Raw genomic sequence first — 17,125 nt, 5'->3', positions numbered from 1 at the left:
CCGTTCGCTCGGAGTCGGCGGCGCGATCGTGTTCGGGCAGAGCGAGCAGCTGCACGGGGATACTGTGGGCGCGAGCACCTCGTCACCCGACAGAGGAGAACGCCCATGCGCACCTTCGTGCATCTGGTCCTGTTCGCGTGCGCCATCGCGGTCGCGGTCGGCGCCTTCTTTCCGATCGTCGGCGAAATACAGCCGAGCGATGTCGCGCTGATCGATCTGCGCGACGGTTTCCCCACCGGGTTCACCTTCGAGCAGGTCGAGTATCAGTCCGTGGTGTTCTACAAGTCGGCGACGGCGCTGCTGCTGCTGGCTGCGATTCTGCTGCTGGTCGCCGCCCTGGTGGGTTCACGCGCGGCCGGGTGGCTGGGCGTGATCGTGGGGGTCGGTACCACTGCGGTGTTCCTGTGGCGGCTCCATGACCGCGTCGGTGACTTCGTCCGCGACAACTACGACAACGTGCTCAGCGGCCGTTGGGGGCTGTACCTCGTCGGCGGCGGCCTGGCAATCGCGCTGCTTGCCCTGCTGGTGCCGAAGGAACGACAAACGGCGTGAGTCGAGCCCATTCGACGACGGCGAGTCGGCGTCGAGAAGCAGGGGTGACGCCGAGCGGGAATTGGTGTGATGGTGTGCGGCGATGGGGGTTCCGTCGATATGGTCGACGAGGTTGGTTTGCAGGACGTCTGGTGCGGGTTGACAGGCCTGTGGGTCACGACGAGCGCGGTGAACTGAACAGCCGCGGTGGTGCGGACCCACACTCTGATGGAGGTGTGTATGACGGTCTCTGACACGGTGGCGCCGCTGGTTCGTGCCGTGCTGGGTGCGCAGGTCCCGGTAGGGATCAGGTGTTGGGACGGTAGTCGCAGTGGGCCTTCGGATGCGCCGTGGCAGGTGCACATCGTCAATCGGCGTGGTCTTCGGCGGTTACTGTGGGCGCCCAACGACCTCGGTTTCGCTCGGGCCTACGTCTCCGGCGATATCGACATCGAGGGCGACCTGCTTGCTGGACTGGATGTGTTGGAGCAGATGTCGGACCCGAGTAGGGGTCCCGGTGTACGGATAGACAGACAAACGAAGAAGGCGCTGGTGACAGCGGCGCTGCGTCTGGGGATCATCGGTCTGCCACCGAAGCCGCCGGCGGAGGAGATGAAACTCGCGCGCGGGCACCGGCATGACAAGGGTCGTGACGCCGCCGCGATCAGTCACCACTACGACGTCGGCAACGACTTCTACCGGCTCGTGCTCGGTGAGTCGATGACCTACTCATGCGCGTACTGGGTGCAGCAGAGCGAGGATCTGGATGCGGCCCAGTACGCCAAATGCGATCTGGTTGCGCGCAAGCTCGGCCTGACCGCGGGGATGCGGGTACTCGACGTCGGCTGCGGGTGGGGGACCTTCGCGTTGCATGCGGCCCGGGAGTACGGCGTGCACGTCGTCGGTGTCACCCTGTCCCACGAGCAGGCGAAGTACGCCGGCAAACGGATGGTCGACGCGGGCGTGGGGGACTTGGTGCAGATCCGGGTTCAGGACTACCGCGACGTCGCCGACGGTCCCTACGATGCGATTTCGAGCATCGGCATGGCCGAGCACGTCGGTGCCGCGATGCTGTCGACCTATGCCGCGGACCTGTTCGCGTTGCTACGCCCGCGGGGGCGGTTGCTCAACCACGCGATCTCGCGGCGACCAGGCAAATCCGATGCCACGTTCTCCAAGACGTCCTTCATAGATCGCTATGTTTTCCCCGACGGAGAAATCGAACCGATCGCGCCGATGATCGAGGCGCTCGAAGGGGCCGGTTTCGAGGTGCGCGACGTCGAGTCGCTGCGCGAGCACTACGCGTTGACTCTGCGGGCCTGGGTGGGGAACCTCGAGGCGAACTGGGACGAGGCGGTGGCGTACAGCAGCGCCGGTCGGGCACGGGTATGGCGGCTGTACATGGCCGGCGCGGCGTTGGCTTTTGCGGGTAATCGACTCGGGATCAACCAGGTTCTGGCAGTCAAATCCTCCGAACGGGGTCACAGCGGCATGCCCGGTACCCGTGACGAACTCTTGCAGCCATCCGCACAGATACCATCTCGACAGGATCGCGAACAGGGAAAACCGTTGGGAAGTGGTTAATGTGACCGGCGACAGCTCTGCTGCTGAGCGGTTGTCCGGTGTAACGCCATAGCGCCGTTCTGCGCGTGCCGAGGGACCGCGCAAAACCCAGGCGGGTTGAACGGTGCCGAGCGCGACGCGGCAATAGGGTCGTGATGAGATCCCCGAGTGTGAGGAGGGCGCGTGCGGTTCGCGCTGGACGATTTATTGGCTGACGTGCCTGCGGACCAGGTCGATGAAGCTCGGAGTTTCTACAACTCGCGGGCAGCCGGCCGTGGCCCCAGCTCTCCCGAGGAGTTGAGGGAAACGCGGGCGAGGCGGTCCGCTACTTCTCCCGCCGATCCACCGGCGATTGAAAAGATGGTCGAAGCCGCGGGAGTGCGTGTCCCGGTGAGGATTTTCACTCCCACAGAGGGCCGAGCGCGGGGCGTCTACCTGGACATACACGGGGGCGGCTTCTACATGGACTCCGCAGCGCGAGACGACGGGCGTAACCGCAGGCTCGCAGACACTCTCCATATCGCCGTCGTCAGCGTCGACTACCGGCTGGCGCCCGAGCACCCGTGGCCGGCCGCACCCGACGACTGCGAGGCGGCGGCGCTCTGGCTCGTTGAACACGCTGATGACCACTTCGGATCCTCCCGACTGGCGATCGGGGGGCGATCGGCGGGAGCGACACTCGCTCTGGCAACCCTGCTCCGACTGAGGGACAGCGGCGACGTCGAGGGGTTCACCGGCGCCGCACTCCAATTCGGCACCTATGACTTGAGCGCGCAGACTCCGGCCGGACGTCGGATCGCAGACGAATATTTTCTCCAGGCCTACGTGGGCCACGTGGAAGATCGCACCGCTCCCGACATTTCTCCCATCTACGGTGACCTCCACGGCCTTCCCCCGGCGCTGCTGGTCGTCGGGAGCACAGACGTGCTGTTGGAAGACAACCTCGCGATGGCAGGTCGGCTCTCCGCCGTCGGCAATGACGGCGAACTCCGGATCTATCCCGAGTCGCCCCACGGGTTCACGGGCCACCCCACGGCAATGGCCAGGACGGCGCTCAGCGGCATCGATTCATGGCTGCTCGAGCGGTTCGCCCAACCGTAGGATCACTCGATGGCGATCAAGGTTGGGGCGCTGTCCTCCACGCCGGAAACCGGCGTGCATTTTCTCGCTCTCCGCGTCGGGGCCGACCGGCAGATGCCTAGCCGTCGGGAGTCCGAGCCCGAGACGTCGCTGTGGCAAACTCGGCCAGGTGGTGCAGCGAGTTGGTGAGATGCTCAGGACCGAACGGCGGGAACTGGAGGTATTCCCGGATGAACTGCGGCACCGCCGACCAGTCGTAGGTGAGCGTGACCTCGGTCTCGGACGGACCAAGCGGCACCAGGTCGTAACGCCAGATCCAGCCGCCGAACTCCAGGTGACCGTCGTCATTCTCCTGCCCGGTCAGCCAGCCGATGGCGCGAGGTGGGTCGAGCACCTGGACCTGGTTGGCCACCTGATATTCGCCGTGTGGATGGTTTGGGTGATACATGTCCATCCGGAAGATCTGCCCAACCTCGGTCAGCGGCGACCGGTCGGCGGCTTGCTGCACCCAGCCGGTGCCGTCGATCACAGAATGGGTTGTCGGGTCGGCCAGCACGGCGAACACCCTGGTAGCGGGCACGGCGACAGTCAGGGTGGCGCTCACGTTCTCCCGGTCCATGATGTGCACGCTCCTTCACCGAATCTTCGTGCCTCCCGCAGGAGCGGAAGGGGCATTCATTACATACAGACTGCGCGGCGACGCGGAATTCATCGGTCGTGTGGGCAGCAGTCGGTGGCCCGTCCCGAAGGCCGATCGGCTAGCGGTCTAGTTTGCCGGCGTGCGGTGATTGCGCCGTGAGGCCTGTGGCCGATCCCCGTTCGCGTATGCGTCTCGATCACCTCGAAGCCGGCCGTGACCAATTTCTGGCTGAGTTCGGCAACAGGCCATCGATAGGCAGTGGTTACGGCATGGTCGAATGTCCCTACGGTTGCTGCTTCGAAGAAGCCCACCAATAACCCTCCACCCGGCCGAATCACGCGCGCGAACTCGGCGAGCGGAGTCTGGATGTCCTGCGGACTGTGGTGAATGAGCGAGTACCAGGAAAGCACACCACCCAGTGATTCTGTCGTGGTGTCCAATGCCTCGAAGCCGCCGACTTCGAAGGAAAGGCCTGGATACTCCATTCGAGCTCGTTCAACGAACTCAGGCACCAGATCGATCCCGCTCACGGCTGGTCCGCACTCGGCCAAGAAGTCTGTCCACTGCCCCGGGCCGCACCCAGCGTCGAGCACGGGACCTGTCAGGGTGGCGGCCCAGCTGCTCACCAGGGCCCGATCGGTTGGGTGTGTCGACGTCATGGAGCCAAAGAGATTCGCGTACTCCTGGGATCTGGCCGAGTATGACTCTCGGACGGTGTCGCCTGGTTGGGTGCTCGTATTCGCCATGCCGTCCATGATTGTTCATGGGGTGCCCCGTTGCCGAACCAACGGTGGGATGAATTCTGCCGCCGCGCGTGGATCCTTGAATACTTCTGTGGGACGTATTGTTTCTCCGGTGAGTAGAGATAGTTGGGCAGATCATTACTGCGGCCCATCAATGCAGGGGGAGACTCGAGGTCTCTGTGCAGCCGAGTTCTGAAAGAGCGTTCTCCCGTTGTGTCGGTGCAGCGAAGGCCGAAACGGACGTGGGTGACGCCCGGACCGCGCTCAGGCCTGCGACCGTCAGCTACGGCTCACTCTCGAAATGGTTACGCGTAGGCATAGTCGAAGACGGAACGAGCGCGACGCATGTCGGCGAAGTAGCGGATCATCGAGCTCGGTGCGGAATGTGCTTTCGCTCCGCGTGATTCGTGGCCGCTGCCCGGAAGGAAGGTCCTCAGTTGGCCAGCCGCTGAAGGATCGCATCCAATGCCGCGTCAGCGTTCTCACCGGCGAAGATGTTCTGTCCGTGGGCGGAACCAGGCAGAAGGATCACCACATTGTCATCGCCCGGTGAGCTGTCGGCGAGTTGCTGCGACACGTTGGCGACGGGCTCGTCCTCGCTCGCGATGAACAGCTTGGGCTCCCCGCCGAGGCCGTCGACAACCCGGTTGGGGGAGAGCAGAACCAGCTGGTCGGAAAGGTCGGGCTGCTGCGAGGCCAGTTGCAAGATCGCATCGGCGCCCGCACTTCCGCCCACCAGCGCGACGTCGGCGTGCCCGTCGTTCTGGAGCTTCGCTACGGCGGCGGCGATCGACTCCGGCGCGATGTCCTCGACTGCGATCACAGTGGCACCCTGGTCGGCGATCGCCGCGGCCTGCCTCTCCCAGCTGGCAGCGTCGAAGACGGCACCGTGGGCCAGAACGACTCCGTACCCGCCATCGCCCCACTGCAGTGCGTCGCCGCCGCCGACCTCGATCTCGGTGCCGTTGGTGTTACCGTCCGTCGATGGTGTGTTGTCCTCGTCGGAGCAGCCCGTGACGACGAGTGCGAGGAGCAGCAAAGGAAGGGCGAGTAAGGCCTTCATGTCTCAAACATACTGCCGAGGAGTCCACCGTTGGCGCGATTGCGGGACGCACACCGGCATACCGGTATACCGGATGAGGGTCGGTGACCGGTCCCTGATTCGGCTACTGGTCGGACGCCGTTGATCACAAATTTCTCGCCCTCCGCGCTTGACCTTCGAGTCGACTCGAAGGCTTACCGTCGTTGCATGAGTACTCAGTGAACTCGTGCTCGGTTGCCGCGACCCTGAGGTGCTGGCGCGGTTCTGGTGCGAGGTCCTCGACTTCGTAGTGCTCGACTGCGAGGAGGACTGTATCGTCGCGATCGTCACAGCAGCTCGTACTTCCGACGGATATGCCTACGGGTGGGCACGCCCGTCGTCCGGTCAGCGGGCGTAGCGCGGGTCGATCGGAGGCAGGGTGGTGGGGCCGAAGTTGTTCGCGATCGGCATCATCGCCGTGAACCAGGTGCGGGCCGGCTCGGTGCCGCCGAACAGGTTGCCGTCCCCACACGAGCGCAGCGGGCTGGTGCAGATCTGGCCGGGGGTCGGCGAGTCCCCGAATACGTAGACGCTGCCGGCCAGGTTGTTGGTGTACCCGATGAATGCCGACGACATGTGCGATTCGGTGGTCCCGGTCTTGCCGGACATCGGCAGCTTCCACCCGGCGGCCGCGGCCGCGGCCGACGCCGTGCCACCGGGCAGGTCGTCCTTGCTGAGCCCGTTGGACAGGGTGTCGGCCAGGCCGGGATCGACGACCTGCTCGCAGGCTTGCTGGGTGAGAGGGACCGGCCGGCCCTCGCGGTCGACGATCGAGTCGATCGGGGTCGGTGGGCACCACTTGCCGTGTGAGGCCAGGGTCGCGGCGACATTCGACAGTTCGAGCGGGTTGATCCACACCGGGCCGAGGGTGAACGACCCCAGATTCTGGTCCTTCTGCATGTCGGCCAGGCTCTGGTCTCCGAACCCGGAGGTGCCCGGTTCGCTGTACGACCGCATGCCGAGACGCACTGCCATGTCCACCGTCGCATCCACCCCGGTGGTCTGGAGAAGTTTCACGAACGCGGTATTCGGTGACTGGGCGAGGGCGTCGGTGACCGACAGTGCTCGCGGATACGGGGCGGCGTTCTGAACGCAGTAGGTCGCCGCCGGGCAACCGGGGGCGCCGCCGTCACCCATCCCGCGGGCGTCGAACCGGCCGGGCACGTCGAGGATCGTATTGAGTCGCAGACCCTTCTCCATGGCCGCTGCGGTGGTGAAGACCTTGAATACCGATCCGGCGCCGTGCCCGGACAGTGAATAGGGCAACTCCTGAACCGTCTCGGCGGCGGCCGCGTCCAGGCCGTAGTTGCGGCTGCCCGCCATGGCCAGGACCCGATGTTGGTCCTGCCCGGGCTGGACGACGTTCATCACACTCGCGATGTCAGGGAGTTTCGGGTCGGCGTGGGTGGACACCGCCGACTTCACCGATCCCTGCACGGCCGGATCGAGGGTGGTGCGGATCAGGTAGCCGCCCTTTTCGATCTGCTCCCGAGACAATCCGACGGTCTGGAGGTACTGCAACGCGTAGTCGCAGAAGAACCCGCGGTCGCCGGCGGCGATGCATCCGCGGGGCAGGTTGTTCGGTTTCGGAAGCACTCCGAGCGGCGATTCCTTCAGGGCGCGGATCTCGGCGGCCCGGTCCGGAACATTGACGATCAGGGTGTCCAGGACGACATTGCGGCGCTCGAACACCCCCTCTGGGTTGGTGTACGGGTTGAGTGCGGAGCTGGACTGCACCATGCCCGCGAGCATCGCCGACTGCGCGAGGTTCAGGTCCTTGGCGTCGATGCCGAAGTACGTGCGGGCGGCGTCCTGCACCCCGAAGGAACCGTTGCCGAACGGCACCAGGTTCAGATACCGGGTGAGAATTTCCTCTTTGGAGAGTTCCTGATCGAGGGTCATTGCCATCCGGATCTCCCGGATCTTGCGGACGGGCGTGGTCTCGATCGCGGCACGGCGTTCGGCGTCGGTCTTGGCGACCACGTGCAGCAGGTAGTTCTTCACATACTGCTGATTGATGGTCGAGGCACCCTGTTCGATCTGACCCCTGGTGGTGTTGGTGAAGAACGCCCGCATCGTGCCCTGCCAGTCCACCCCCTGATGTTCGCCGAACCGCCTGTCCTCGATGGAGAGAATCGCCAGTTTCATGTCGTTGGAGATCTGGTCGCTGGGCACCTCGAAACGGCGCTGGTCGTACAGCCAGGCGATCGGGTTCCCGGTGACGTCGGTCATGGTCGTCACCGCCGGCACCACCCCGTCGGCCAATTCGGCCGAGGAATTACCGACGCTGTCGGCGGCGCGGTTGGATGCGTACCCGAGTCCGGCGGCGATCGGGAACATCACCCCGGCCAGCATTACCCCCGCGGCCAGGGTGGCGCCGGTGAGTTTGAGAACAGTCTTGGATTGCATTACGGCACCTCATTCGACGGTCCACCGGCAATGAATCAACCGGTGCTGGAACGATTATCGGGCCACGCGGCACGGCCGGGGCGGGAATGACACGCGTGCGGCGCACATTCCGGTGGCGGTCACGAGAGGGTGGGAGAGGTGATGGATCTGACGGTACGGCGGCGGCCGAGGCCTGGCCTGTCACACCCGCAGCACACAGGAGCTTCGTCGCACGGGCATCGGGGACACCGCCGAAGTCGAGGACGGTGCCCGGGCGCGGACCGGCCAGGACGGCAGCCCGCAGTCGGCGCCGCGCACCGGGGTGCGGCGCCGTGCGAGCGCGCTCACCAGCACCGCCAACGCTCCGGCGAACGCGGTCAAGGTCAGCTGCAGATGCACCGGCGGGTCCGTTCCCCGGTAGACCGTGTCGGCGGTGGCGGACGTGGAAGTGTTCGGATGCGCTTCGGCACCGAAGAGAGCCGGGAGCGCCTCGTGTACCGCGCCCGCCGCGTTGGTGTGGCTGGCCTGCAGGGCCGTCAGCACCGCACCGATCGTCGCGAGCACGGTGACGAGAAGCAGCGCCGAGCGCCGCCGCGAAGATTGCCGACCGCCACACACAAGGGTCAAGGTAACACCGATAGCGTGTTCCCTGACCGGTTCCGGGGATAGGGGATCAAGGCGGTGAACCGGTGGGCGATCGGCCACCCGTAGAGGGGACCGATCAGCGACCACGCGAACGGAACTTACTCGACCGGAACATAGGGTCAGACCAGTTGGTCCGCGTCGGGATCGTCTGCGATCTCGGTGCGGCGGACCTGTTGGGCGTGTCCAGTCGACGTGGGTGAGCGTTGGGCGGTGGGTGAGACAGGCGATGATCGACGGCAACCCGTCGGATGGCCCGGTGGCCGCGACCGGGGTGTGCTTCGTTATGGTGGAGTGCGCTCGCTCGGTCCTCACTTCCGTTGCAGGGGTGGTGAAATCGACACCAAACAGCCCCCAAGCCACAGAAGGGTTTTGGTGACCCGCGGACCTGCGAGATCAGTGACCACCTGCCGGAGTGGATGTCGGCGCCCCCTGGCGGGAGGGGATCATCGCCCAGGGCCATGAACCGGGAGAACGTCGAGGAAGCCGATCGCGCGTTCACCGAAGAGGACGTGTGCCGAGCCGATCAATTGGCCGACTGTGACGAAAAGTCACGTGTCTCGGGCTATCCTGCGTCGGCGCGGTGCGCAGTGCCGAAGCGGCGTTGGTAGACCGTAGGCGACATCGACAGCTCCCGCACGAAGACTCTTCGTAGGCTCTCGTAGCTGGGGAATCCGGCGAGTGATGCTGCCTGCGTCGCGTTGTGTCCCTGGTCGAGGAGGGCCTTTGCCAGGTCGAATCGGACCAGCTCGACGTACCGGGCCGGTGTGGTGGACAGCTCGGTTCGGAAGAGTCGCGTGAGGTGTCGAGGGCTCACATTGAGATGTCGGGCGAGTTCGGCGAGCGAGTGGTTCCCGGCGGGGTCCGCCGTCACAAGATCCACTATTCGGCGGAGGGCTGGAGTGCGCGGCGGTGGGCCCTGGAGTGGGGCCGAGAACTGCGATTGTCCGCCCGCACGCTGCAGGTAGACCACCAGGCGGCGGGCGACGTCGCGGGTCAGGTCGGGGCCGTGGTCGTCCTCGACCAGCGCCAGCGCCAGGTCGATGCCGGCGCTCACGCCCGCGGATGTGTACGTGGTGCCGTCGCGAACATAGATCGAGTCGGGTGAGACGAGGGTCGTGGGGTGCCGGGCGACGAGTTCGTGTGCGACTTTCCAGTGCGTAGTCGCGCGTTTGCCCTCCAGGAGGCCGGCCGCGCCGAGGATGAACGCTCCGGTGCAGATGGAGCCGATCCGGGCGGCTCGCATCGCGAGGGTGGCGGTGGCCTCGACGAGGTCACCGGCGATGGCGGTGCGCGGGTAGATGTCGCCGCCTGCGACGAGGAAGGTGTCGGGGGCGGGCTCCGATCCCGCGTTGCCGTCGACGGAGATCGTGATGCCGATCGAGGACGCGACGTCGGCACCGGTCGGTGACAACAACACGATCTGGTAGTCGGCGCCGCATCGATTGGCCTCCGCGAACACCTCGGCGGGGCCGGCGACGTCGAGAAGCTTCACCCCGTCGTAGACGAGGATCGCGACCCGATGCGGGTGGGGGCTCGTGTGCACGCTCACCGCCTGTCCGGATTCGGGTGCTTTGTGGCCGGACGGAGGCGGCGCCGGAGGGCCGAGGGAGGGCACCGTGGAGGGACGGACACACCGTCCGTTCTACAACATCGACACCGGAAAGTGCAGGACCATGACCGAGATCATCGCAGGAGTAGAGATTCCCGAGACGCGGGCGGCAGCCGAGGCCACTCGTTTCATCAGGGAGACGACGAACCCGCTGATCTTTCACCACTCGCGGCGGGTGTTCCTCTTCGGCACGCTCGAGGCCCGCGAGCGCGGCCTGCAGCCGGACCCTGAGCTGCTCTACATCTCTGCCCTTTTCCACGACACGGGCCTGCTCACACCCTTCTCGGACGTCGAGCAGCGGTTCGAGCTCGACGGGGCCGATCACGCCCGCAAGTTCCTGCTCGATCGCGGTTTCTCCGACGCCGCCGCGGAGGTGGTCTGGACGGCGATCGCGCTGCACACCACGCCTGGGATTCCCGGCCGGATGGGCGACGAGGTCGCTTCCACGAATTTCGGTGTCCTCACCGATGTGGTCGGGCTGGGTCTGGACGGGCTGGCCCCGGACCAGGTGGAGGAGATCGCCGCCGCCCATCCGCGGGGTGACTTCAAGAACGAGTTTCTGCGTGCCTTCGTCGACGGGCTCGGCCATCGCCCGGACACCACCTACGGGACGGTCAACGCCGATGTGCTGGAGCACTTCGTTCCCGGCTTCCGCAGCATCAGCATGGTGGAGCGCATCATGGGGTCGGCGTGGTCTGCGTGACTGGCAGGCACCGTGCGATCTTCAGGCAATTCTCGTTTCAGCACTATCGGCGTGGGCGCCCTGATCCCACGACCATTCGGCAACCTACACAGAAGGACCATTATGACCAGCGTGAATATCGGCAAGCAGCACCCGTCCGTATACCAGAGCCTGATGAAGATGGATGCCGAAGTGAAAGCTGCCCTGGAAGCGGCGGGGGTGGGCCCGCTCCTGGTGGAGTTGGTGAAGATCCGCGTCTCCCAGCTCAACGGCTGCGCCTTCTGCCTTCGCCTGCACACCCGTGACGCCCTGGCGAAGGGGGAGACGACGGATCGACTCGCGGTCGTCGCGGCGTGGTGGGAGGCGCAGTACTTCAGCGACCAGGAGCGGGCGGCGCTCGCCCTCGCCGAGCAGGTCACCGCGCTCGCTGTTCCGGAACGGCGGACCTGGGATGACGGCTCCCTCACCGACGCGCAGGTGTCCGCGATCAGCTGGCTCGCGACGGTGATGAACGCCTGGAACCGGGTTGCCGTCACCAGCCACTACCCGGTTGCGCCGTAGAGTTCTCGGCCCTCGGCGCTTTCTCCGAGGGCCGATTTACGGATCGTGTCGGGGCACCCGCGCTCGGCGCCGCGGTGACAGGGGATCGCGATGCCGAGGGAGAAGAGGTCCGTCAGTGAAACGTAGGCACTCACGCCCAGGTCGCGATCCGGGTGGACCCCTTCGGCCGTTCCGCCTGCAGACGCAGCAGTTCACCGCGGACCTCGGCGTCCAGCGCGATGTCGAGGACCCTCCACGCCAGGGCCGTCGCACCGTCCAGGACCGCGGCGTCGGCGGCGGGACTTGCTGCGGCGTCGGCGAAGTCGGAGTTGTGTGGAATGGCGGTGCTTCCGAGCACGGCGACCGTGGGATGGATCGACGGCACGACCTGGGACACGTTCCCCATGTCGCTGGACCCTCCGCCCAGTGAGGCGGACGTCAGTTCGCGACCGGTGGCCTGCAGGTTCCGGTCCCAGATGTTCGCGAGCAGCGGGTTCTGGATCATCGGTGCGTACGGCGGTTCCGTCGTCGTGTAGGTCCACTCGCATCCCGTGGCGAGGGCTCCCGCTTCGAAGCAGGCGAGCACACGGGTCTTCACTTCGCGCCACTCCTCGATTTCCGGCGCCCGCACCTCGAGCTGTACGACGGTCCTGGCCGGGATGATGTTGGTGACCTCACCGCCGTGCGAGACGAACGCGTTGACGCGTGTTTTCGCCCGGAACTGCTGGCGGACCAGCCCGATGGCGTTCAGCGCGATCGTCGCGGCGGCACCGGCGTTGATTCCGTGCTCGGGTGCGCCGGCGGCGTGCGCGGCGCGACCGGTGAACGTGACCTCGAACCGGTCGACCGCCTGCATCCACAGTGAGGCACAAGGCATGTCCGTTCCCGACGCGCCATGCACCATCAGGGACAACGCCGCGTCGTCCCACGCCCCTGCCTCGAGCATGGGAATCTTGCCGCCGCCGTGCTCCTCGGCGGGGGTGCCCAGCAGTTTGACCCGGAGACCGGCCTCGTCGGCGACCGCCGCGAGAGCGAGGGCGGCGCCGACCCCGGCGGCCGCGATCATGTTGTGCCCGCACGCGTGCCCGACCTCGGGCAGCGCGTCGTACTCGGCGCAGATCGCGACGGTGAGGTCGCCGCTCCCGTAGATCGCCTCGACGGCCGTGTCGAGTCCGTAGACGCCGACGGTCGTGTCGAAGCCTGCTCTTCGGAGGGCGTCCCCGACGAGCGCGGCGGCCTGATGCTCCTCGAACGCGATCTCGGGTGTGCCGTGAATGCGATGGCTCAGTCCGAGCAGTTCGTCCTCGTGGTTCCGGAGCACTTGTGCCGCCGTGTCCTTCAGCGCTCCCGTGCGCGAGTCGGTGGTGTCGCCTGCGGAGGTGGCGAGAGTCATGTGCGGGTTCCTTCCTCGGGGTGGGTGACAGAAGATCACTGCGCGGCGACGGCGTCGCGAAGAGGCGGGGCGACGACCCCGTCGGGAAGTGGTGAATCGTAAGGGGTCTCGGAGGTGCGCGCCGTGAACTCCTTGCGCGCCGAGGCCAGCAACTCGGTGTCCGTGAGGAGGTCCGCGGCGGTCGTGGCCATGATCTTGGCGGCATGGATCATTCCCTTGTGCGCGGCGGGAAGCTTGCCCTGGGCGACCATCTGCCACGAGTGGGCGGCCGTGCCGGCGCTGACGCACGCCGTGGCACACTGCACGAGCGGTGTCACCCAGCTGACGTCGCCGAGGTCGCTGGATCCGGTCATCGTCGGCCGCGGAGTGCGTGCGTCGAACGTGACGATCCCCGTGTGCAGCGCGCTTCCGTCGCCCTCGAATTCACCGCCGAGAGTGCTCGCCGTGCGTCCCGTTACGGCCCCGGTGACGAACGCTGCCGCGGACTCGAGGTCGGTGTCGTCGAAAGGGACCGGTCCGAGGGTGCGGAGCCGCTCCTGCATCGAATCCTCGAGGACCGTGTTGGGCAGGATGTCCGAGCATCCGCCGTCGATCTCGATCTCGACCGCGGTCTCGGTCATCAGGGCGGCGCCCTCGGCGATCTTCGTCACGCGGGCGAACAGCTCGCGCATGCCGGCCACGTCGGGCGACCGCACCAGGTAGTAGGCCTCGGCGGTGGCCTGGACGACATTGGGTGAGCGACCGCCGGTGTCGAGGATCGCGTAGTGAATCCGGCAATCCGACGGCATGTGCTCACGCAGGAAATTCGTGCCCACGTTCATGAGCTCGAGTGCGTCGAGCGCGCTGCGACCGCGCTCGGGGGAGACACCTGCATGCGAGGCGATGCCGGTGAAGCGGACGTAGGCCTGGAGGTAGGCGAGTGTCCGGATACGTTGCACGGTGGTGGTGTCGCCTGGATGCCACGAGACGGCGGCGTCGACGTCCGCGAACGCACCCTCCTTGACCATGAACGTCTTTCCGGCGGCGGCCTCCTCCGCGGGGGCGCCGTAATAGCGGACGGTTCCGGGGAGCCCGTTCGCCTCGAGGTACCGCTTGACCGCGGTCGCGGCCAGGAGGGAGCCGCCGCCGAGCAGGTGGTGTCCGCAGCCCTGCCCGTTCCCGGTCTCGTTGCCGGGTTCCGGTTCGGGGGTGGCACTTCCCGATTTCTGACTCAGTCCGGCGAGGGCGTCGTATTCGCCGATGATCGCGATCACCGGGCTGCCGCTTCCGGCTTCGGCGCTGAACGCGGTCGGGATACCGGCCACCGCCCGGGTGACCGTGAATCCCTCGGCCTCCGCGACGGCGATCTGTGCGTCGACGGAAGCGTGTTCTTCCCATCGTAATTCGGGGTTGTCCCAGATCGCATCGCTCAATGCGGTGTATTGCGGGCCGAGTTCGTCGATGGTGCCGAGGAGTTGTGGATCGACAGACACTTCGATGTCCTTTCGTTCGGGTTCTCGGGGGGAGGGGGATGTCAGGCGTGCACTTGCTCGTTGTCGGCACGTGAGGTCTTGTCGTTTTCGGTGATGGTCGCCGGCGGGCGGAGTTTCAGGGCCAGGAGAGCTGTGAGCACGCACAGTGCCGCGCAGAGTGCCCACACCACGTGATAGGCGCCCACGGAGGGGATCTGCTTGCCACCGGCAAGCGCCGGGGTGACCATCGACGACATCACGAGGGCGAACACGGCCCCGGCCACGGCTCCCGCAGCGGTTCGGGACGTGTTGTAGAGGCCGGACGCGATGCCGACCGAATCCGGCGGCGCCTGCTGCACGATGACGGTGGGCAGCACCCCGACCACCACTCCGCCGCCCAATCCCGCGACGACGAGCCACAGGGCGAACAGTACGACGCTTCCCGGCACGGCGATCATCAGCACGTAAGAGACGGCAGCGAGGATTGCACCCAGTGCGAGCGATCCGGGAACGGCGAGAGGGGATCGGGCGAGCCGGTCGCTCACGGATGCCCCGACGAACATCGCGAACGCGAACAGCGCCAGGATCAGACCTGTCACCGAGGCGGTGACGCCCAGCCCGTAGCCGTTGGTCTCCGGCGTGGCGCGCAGGAAGAGTGCGCTGGGGGTCTGGACACCGAACAACTGGGCGCCGAAGAGCAACGCCATCAGCATTGGCACCCGCATTCCTCGTCCGACGACGTCGAGATCCACGAGGGGGTGCTGGACTCGTCGTTCCACGAGCACCCATACGACGAGGACTGCGGCCCCGACCCCGATAGCGGTCCACGTCAGGGCGCTCGTCCAACCCCAGGTGCTCGCGTTGGAGACACCGCCGAGCACCCCGAGTAGACCGACCGTCAGCAGAACGGCGCCGGTCCAGTCGACGGTCCCAGTCTTGCGTACCGTCGTCTCCGGAACGAGGAAGTAGACCACGGGCAGGCAGATCGTCATGAAGACGGCGGGGACCAGCAGCACGAGGCCGACACTGTCGATTATCGAGTCGAGGAGGAAACCTGAAAGCAGGCCGCCGACGGCGGCGCCCAGTGTCAGTGACCCCACGAGTCGGCCGATGCTCCGGCCCGCCGTGGCCGGATTGCGGTCCCGTACGATCGCGAATTCGAGCGGGAGGAATGCCGCGAGCGGTGCCTGCAACGCCCGGCCGACGAGCAGTAATTCGAACGACCGCGCGAACGCGACGAGGAAAGAACCGAGCGCAACGGAAGCGGTCGCGACGACGAGAAGCCGTTTGTGCCCGAAGAGGTCACCGAGTTTGGCGATCAGGGGGACGCAGGCAGCCGTTCCCAGCAGATACATTGCGCTCACCCAGTTCAAGGCGGCGGACGATGCGTCGAAACGTTCGCCGATGGCGGGCAGCAGCGGAGAGAACCACCCCTGCAACAGGCCGCTGGCGAACTCCATGACCACGAGGAATCCGACCGCTGCCGTGGCAGCGTCGTTTCCCCGGAGGCAGCGCGAAGAACTCATGTGAACTCCAAGAGGATCAGCGGAAGGTGACTGGTGGAAGAGTGGCCCGACGTGAATTCCGTCGTGTAAATTTGCAGCCTTATCGGCACAAGAGGACAAATCATGCAGGATTACGAGCCAGATGATGTCGATTTTGGACTCATGCATGCTCTTCAGATCGAACCGAGAGCATCGTGGAAGGCACTCGCGCCGATCCTGGCCGTCGACCCCGTGACGTTGTCGCGGCGGTTCCAGCGGCTCCGCGATACCGGCCTGATCTGGATCACCGGCTACGACGCGGGGACTCCGGGGCGTGGCGCACTGGTCGAAATCGAATGCGCACCAGGCGAATCGGTCGTGACCGCACAGGCGATGTCGGATGATCCGATGGTCGCCGGCGTCGACTTCACGGCAGGTGGCCGCGACCTCCTGCTCACACTCATGGCACAGGATACGGCGGACACGTCGTGGTTCCTGCTCAATCGGCTGGGGGAGTACCCGGCGATCCGGCGGGCGAGGACTCACCTCATCACCGAGGTGCTCTTCGAGGCCGGGAACTGGCGGCTGCGCACGCTGTCCGCGGCGCAGGTTGCGCAGGTTCCCGGCGCCCGACCGCCGCGCCCCCGGGCCGCACGGACTGTTTCTCCGGAACTGAAACGTGTGATCCATCACGAACTCGGCATCGACGGCCGCGCGCCCACCACGGCGATCGCCGAACGCGCCGGCGTCAGCAATCAGCGCATCATCGATGCGATCGCGACGATGCGGCGAGACGGATCCCTCCTGCTGCGCACCGACATCGCCCGGACCTATTCCGAGTGGCCGATCTACGCCTGGTACTTCATGCAGGTTCCCGCTCCGCTGATCGAACGGTTGAGGACGTCGCTGGGTCGGATCGAGGAGGTGCGGTTGGCGGTACTCGTGGCGAGTGAATACAACCTGATCATGGCCGTCTGGCTGCGGACGTTGAACGACGTCCACCGGTTCGAACTGCTCCTGGACAAGCTACTGCCCGGATCGAGAGTGGCGGACCGGTCGGTGGTCATGCAGATCGGGAAACATCTGGGGCACATCCTGGACGAACAGGGGCGGGCGACGGGCACGGTAGTCCCCGTGACCCCATCGGGCGGGGCCTGACCACCCGCTTGTCACATGTCCCGGCTTGGTGGGCCGGTTACGACGCCTGCATACAGCTACTCGCCGAACGCCTCGTGTTCCACCTGTGGCTCACCTGATCCTTCTGCGGAAGTGTGAGGCTTGACACATAGTAAGTA

Annotated in this window: 15 protein-coding genes and 1 pseudogene; 7 read left to right on the top strand and 9 right to left on the bottom strand. The window is 66.1% G+C overall.

Annotated elements, in window-relative coordinates; all coding sequences use genetic code 11:
* The first annotated feature begins 105 nt into the window (after positions 1–105).
* From WKC72_RS24660 to WKC72_RS24650, 3 genes are all read left to right on the top strand, one after another.
* The gene (locus WKC72_RS24660) at positions 106–552 is read left to right on the top strand and encodes a hypothetical protein (RefSeq protein WP_112302373.1); all 447 of its coding nucleotides are present in this window, start codon (positions 106–108) and stop codon (positions 550–552) included.
* 219 nt (positions 553–771) lie between these two features.
* The gene (locus tag WKC72_RS24655) at positions 772–2,115 is read left to right on the top strand and encodes a cyclopropane-fatty-acyl-phospholipid synthase family protein (RefSeq protein WP_037237643.1); all 1,344 of its coding nucleotides are present in this window, start codon (positions 772–774) and stop codon (positions 2,113–2,115) included.
* A gap of 162 nt (positions 2,116–2,277) precedes the next feature.
* Entirely contained in the window at positions 2,278–3,195 is a 918-nt protein-coding gene (locus WKC72_RS24650) for an alpha/beta hydrolase (protein ID WP_112302374.1), read from the top strand.
* Between the two features lie 97 nt (positions 3,196–3,292).
* On the opposite strand, the gene WKC72_RS24645 is transcribed toward WKC72_RS24650, so the two are convergent.
* From WKC72_RS24645 to WKC72_RS24635, 3 genes are all read right to left on the bottom strand, one after another.
* Complete coding sequence (locus WKC72_RS24645; RefSeq protein ID WP_174233905.1) at positions 3,293–3,793, bottom strand: polyketide cyclase; 501 nt, start codon at positions 3,791–3,793, stop codon at positions 3,293–3,295.
* 89 nt (positions 3,794–3,882) lie between these two features.
* Positions 3,883–4,560, bottom strand: coding sequence for a class I SAM-dependent methyltransferase (locus tag WKC72_RS24640; protein ID WP_112302422.1), 678 nt, complete (start codon positions 4,558–4,560; stop codon positions 3,883–3,885).
* 430 nt (positions 4,561–4,990) lie between these two features.
* Positions 4,991–5,620 (bottom strand): alpha/beta hydrolase, encoded by a 630-nt coding sequence (locus WKC72_RS24635; protein ID WP_174484705.1) that lies wholly within the window; start codon positions 5,618–5,620, stop codon positions 4,991–4,993.
* A 205-nt stretch (positions 5,621–5,825) separates the two neighbouring features.
* Between WKC72_RS24635 and WKC72_RS24630 the strand changes: the two are divergent.
* A pseudogene (locus WKC72_RS24630) lies at positions 5,826–5,915 on the top strand (VOC family protein); the annotation flags it as partial.
* 68 nt (positions 5,916–5,983) lie between these two features.
* Here WKC72_RS24630 and WKC72_RS24625 read toward each other — a convergent pair.
* The 3 genes from WKC72_RS24625 to WKC72_RS24615 form a co-directional block, all read right to left on the bottom strand.
* Positions 5,984–8,047 (bottom strand): transglycosylase domain-containing protein, encoded by a 2,064-nt coding sequence (locus WKC72_RS24625; RefSeq protein ID WP_370179862.1) that lies wholly within the window; start codon positions 8,045–8,047, stop codon positions 5,984–5,986.
* A gap of 180 nt (positions 8,048–8,227) precedes the next feature.
* Positions 8,228–8,653 (bottom strand): hypothetical protein, encoded by a 426-nt coding sequence (locus WKC72_RS24620; protein ID WP_370179860.1) that lies wholly within the window; start codon positions 8,651–8,653, stop codon positions 8,228–8,230.
* Between the two features lie 580 nt (positions 8,654–9,233).
* Positions 9,234–10,220: a GlxA family transcriptional regulator gene (locus WKC72_RS24615; RefSeq protein ID WP_370179858.1), complete on the bottom strand. Its 987-nt coding sequence runs from the start codon at positions 10,218–10,220 to the stop codon at positions 9,234–9,236.
* Between the two features lie 124 nt (positions 10,221–10,344).
* Here WKC72_RS24615 and WKC72_RS24610 point away from each other — a divergent pair, with 124 nt between their 5' ends.
* Both WKC72_RS24610 and WKC72_RS24605 read left to right on the top strand, forming a co-directional pair.
* On the top strand, positions 10,345–10,983 hold the full coding sequence (locus WKC72_RS24610) for an HD domain-containing protein (RefSeq protein WP_370179856.1): 639 nt from the start codon (positions 10,345–10,347) through the stop codon (positions 10,981–10,983).
* Positions 10,984–11,085: 102 nt separating this feature from the next.
* Positions 11,086–11,523, top strand: coding sequence for a carboxymuconolactone decarboxylase family protein (locus WKC72_RS24605; RefSeq protein WP_037237628.1), 438 nt, complete (start codon positions 11,086–11,088; stop codon positions 11,521–11,523).
* Positions 11,524–11,653: 130 nt separating this feature from the next.
* Here the strand turns inward: WKC72_RS24605 and WKC72_RS24600 are convergent, their stop codons facing one another.
* From WKC72_RS24600 to WKC72_RS24590, 3 genes are read right to left on the bottom strand one after another with little or no spacing between them, the layout of a single operon-like run.
* The gene (locus WKC72_RS24600) at positions 11,654–12,895 is read right to left on the bottom strand and encodes a M20 family metallopeptidase (RefSeq protein WP_370179853.1); all 1,242 of its coding nucleotides are present in this window, start codon (positions 12,893–12,895) and stop codon (positions 11,654–11,656) included.
* A 35-nt stretch (positions 12,896–12,930) separates the two neighbouring features.
* Complete coding sequence (locus WKC72_RS24595; RefSeq protein ID WP_370179851.1) at positions 12,931–14,367, bottom strand: amidohydrolase; 1,437 nt, start codon at positions 14,365–14,367, stop codon at positions 12,931–12,933.
* 41 nt (positions 14,368–14,408) lie between these two features.
* Positions 14,409–15,872, bottom strand: coding sequence for an MFS transporter (locus tag WKC72_RS24590; RefSeq protein ID WP_370179849.1), 1,464 nt, complete (start codon positions 15,870–15,872; stop codon positions 14,409–14,411).
* A 141-nt stretch (positions 15,873–16,013) separates the two neighbouring features.
* Between WKC72_RS24590 and WKC72_RS24585 the strand changes: the two genes are divergently transcribed.
* Entirely contained in the window at positions 16,014–16,988 is a 975-nt protein-coding gene (locus WKC72_RS24585; protein WP_370179847.1) for an Lrp/AsnC family transcriptional regulator, read from the top strand.
* Positions 16,989–17,125: the final 137 nt, after the last annotated feature.

The organism is Rhodococcus wratislaviensis (assembly GCF_041228765.1).
In the GTDB taxonomy this organism is placed as follows: Bacteria; Actinomycetota; Actinomycetes; order Mycobacteriales; family Mycobacteriaceae; genus Rhodococcus_F; species Rhodococcus_F wratislaviensis.
Note: the sequence above shows the minus strand (reverse complement) of the source record. Positions and strands in the feature narration are given on the sequence as shown.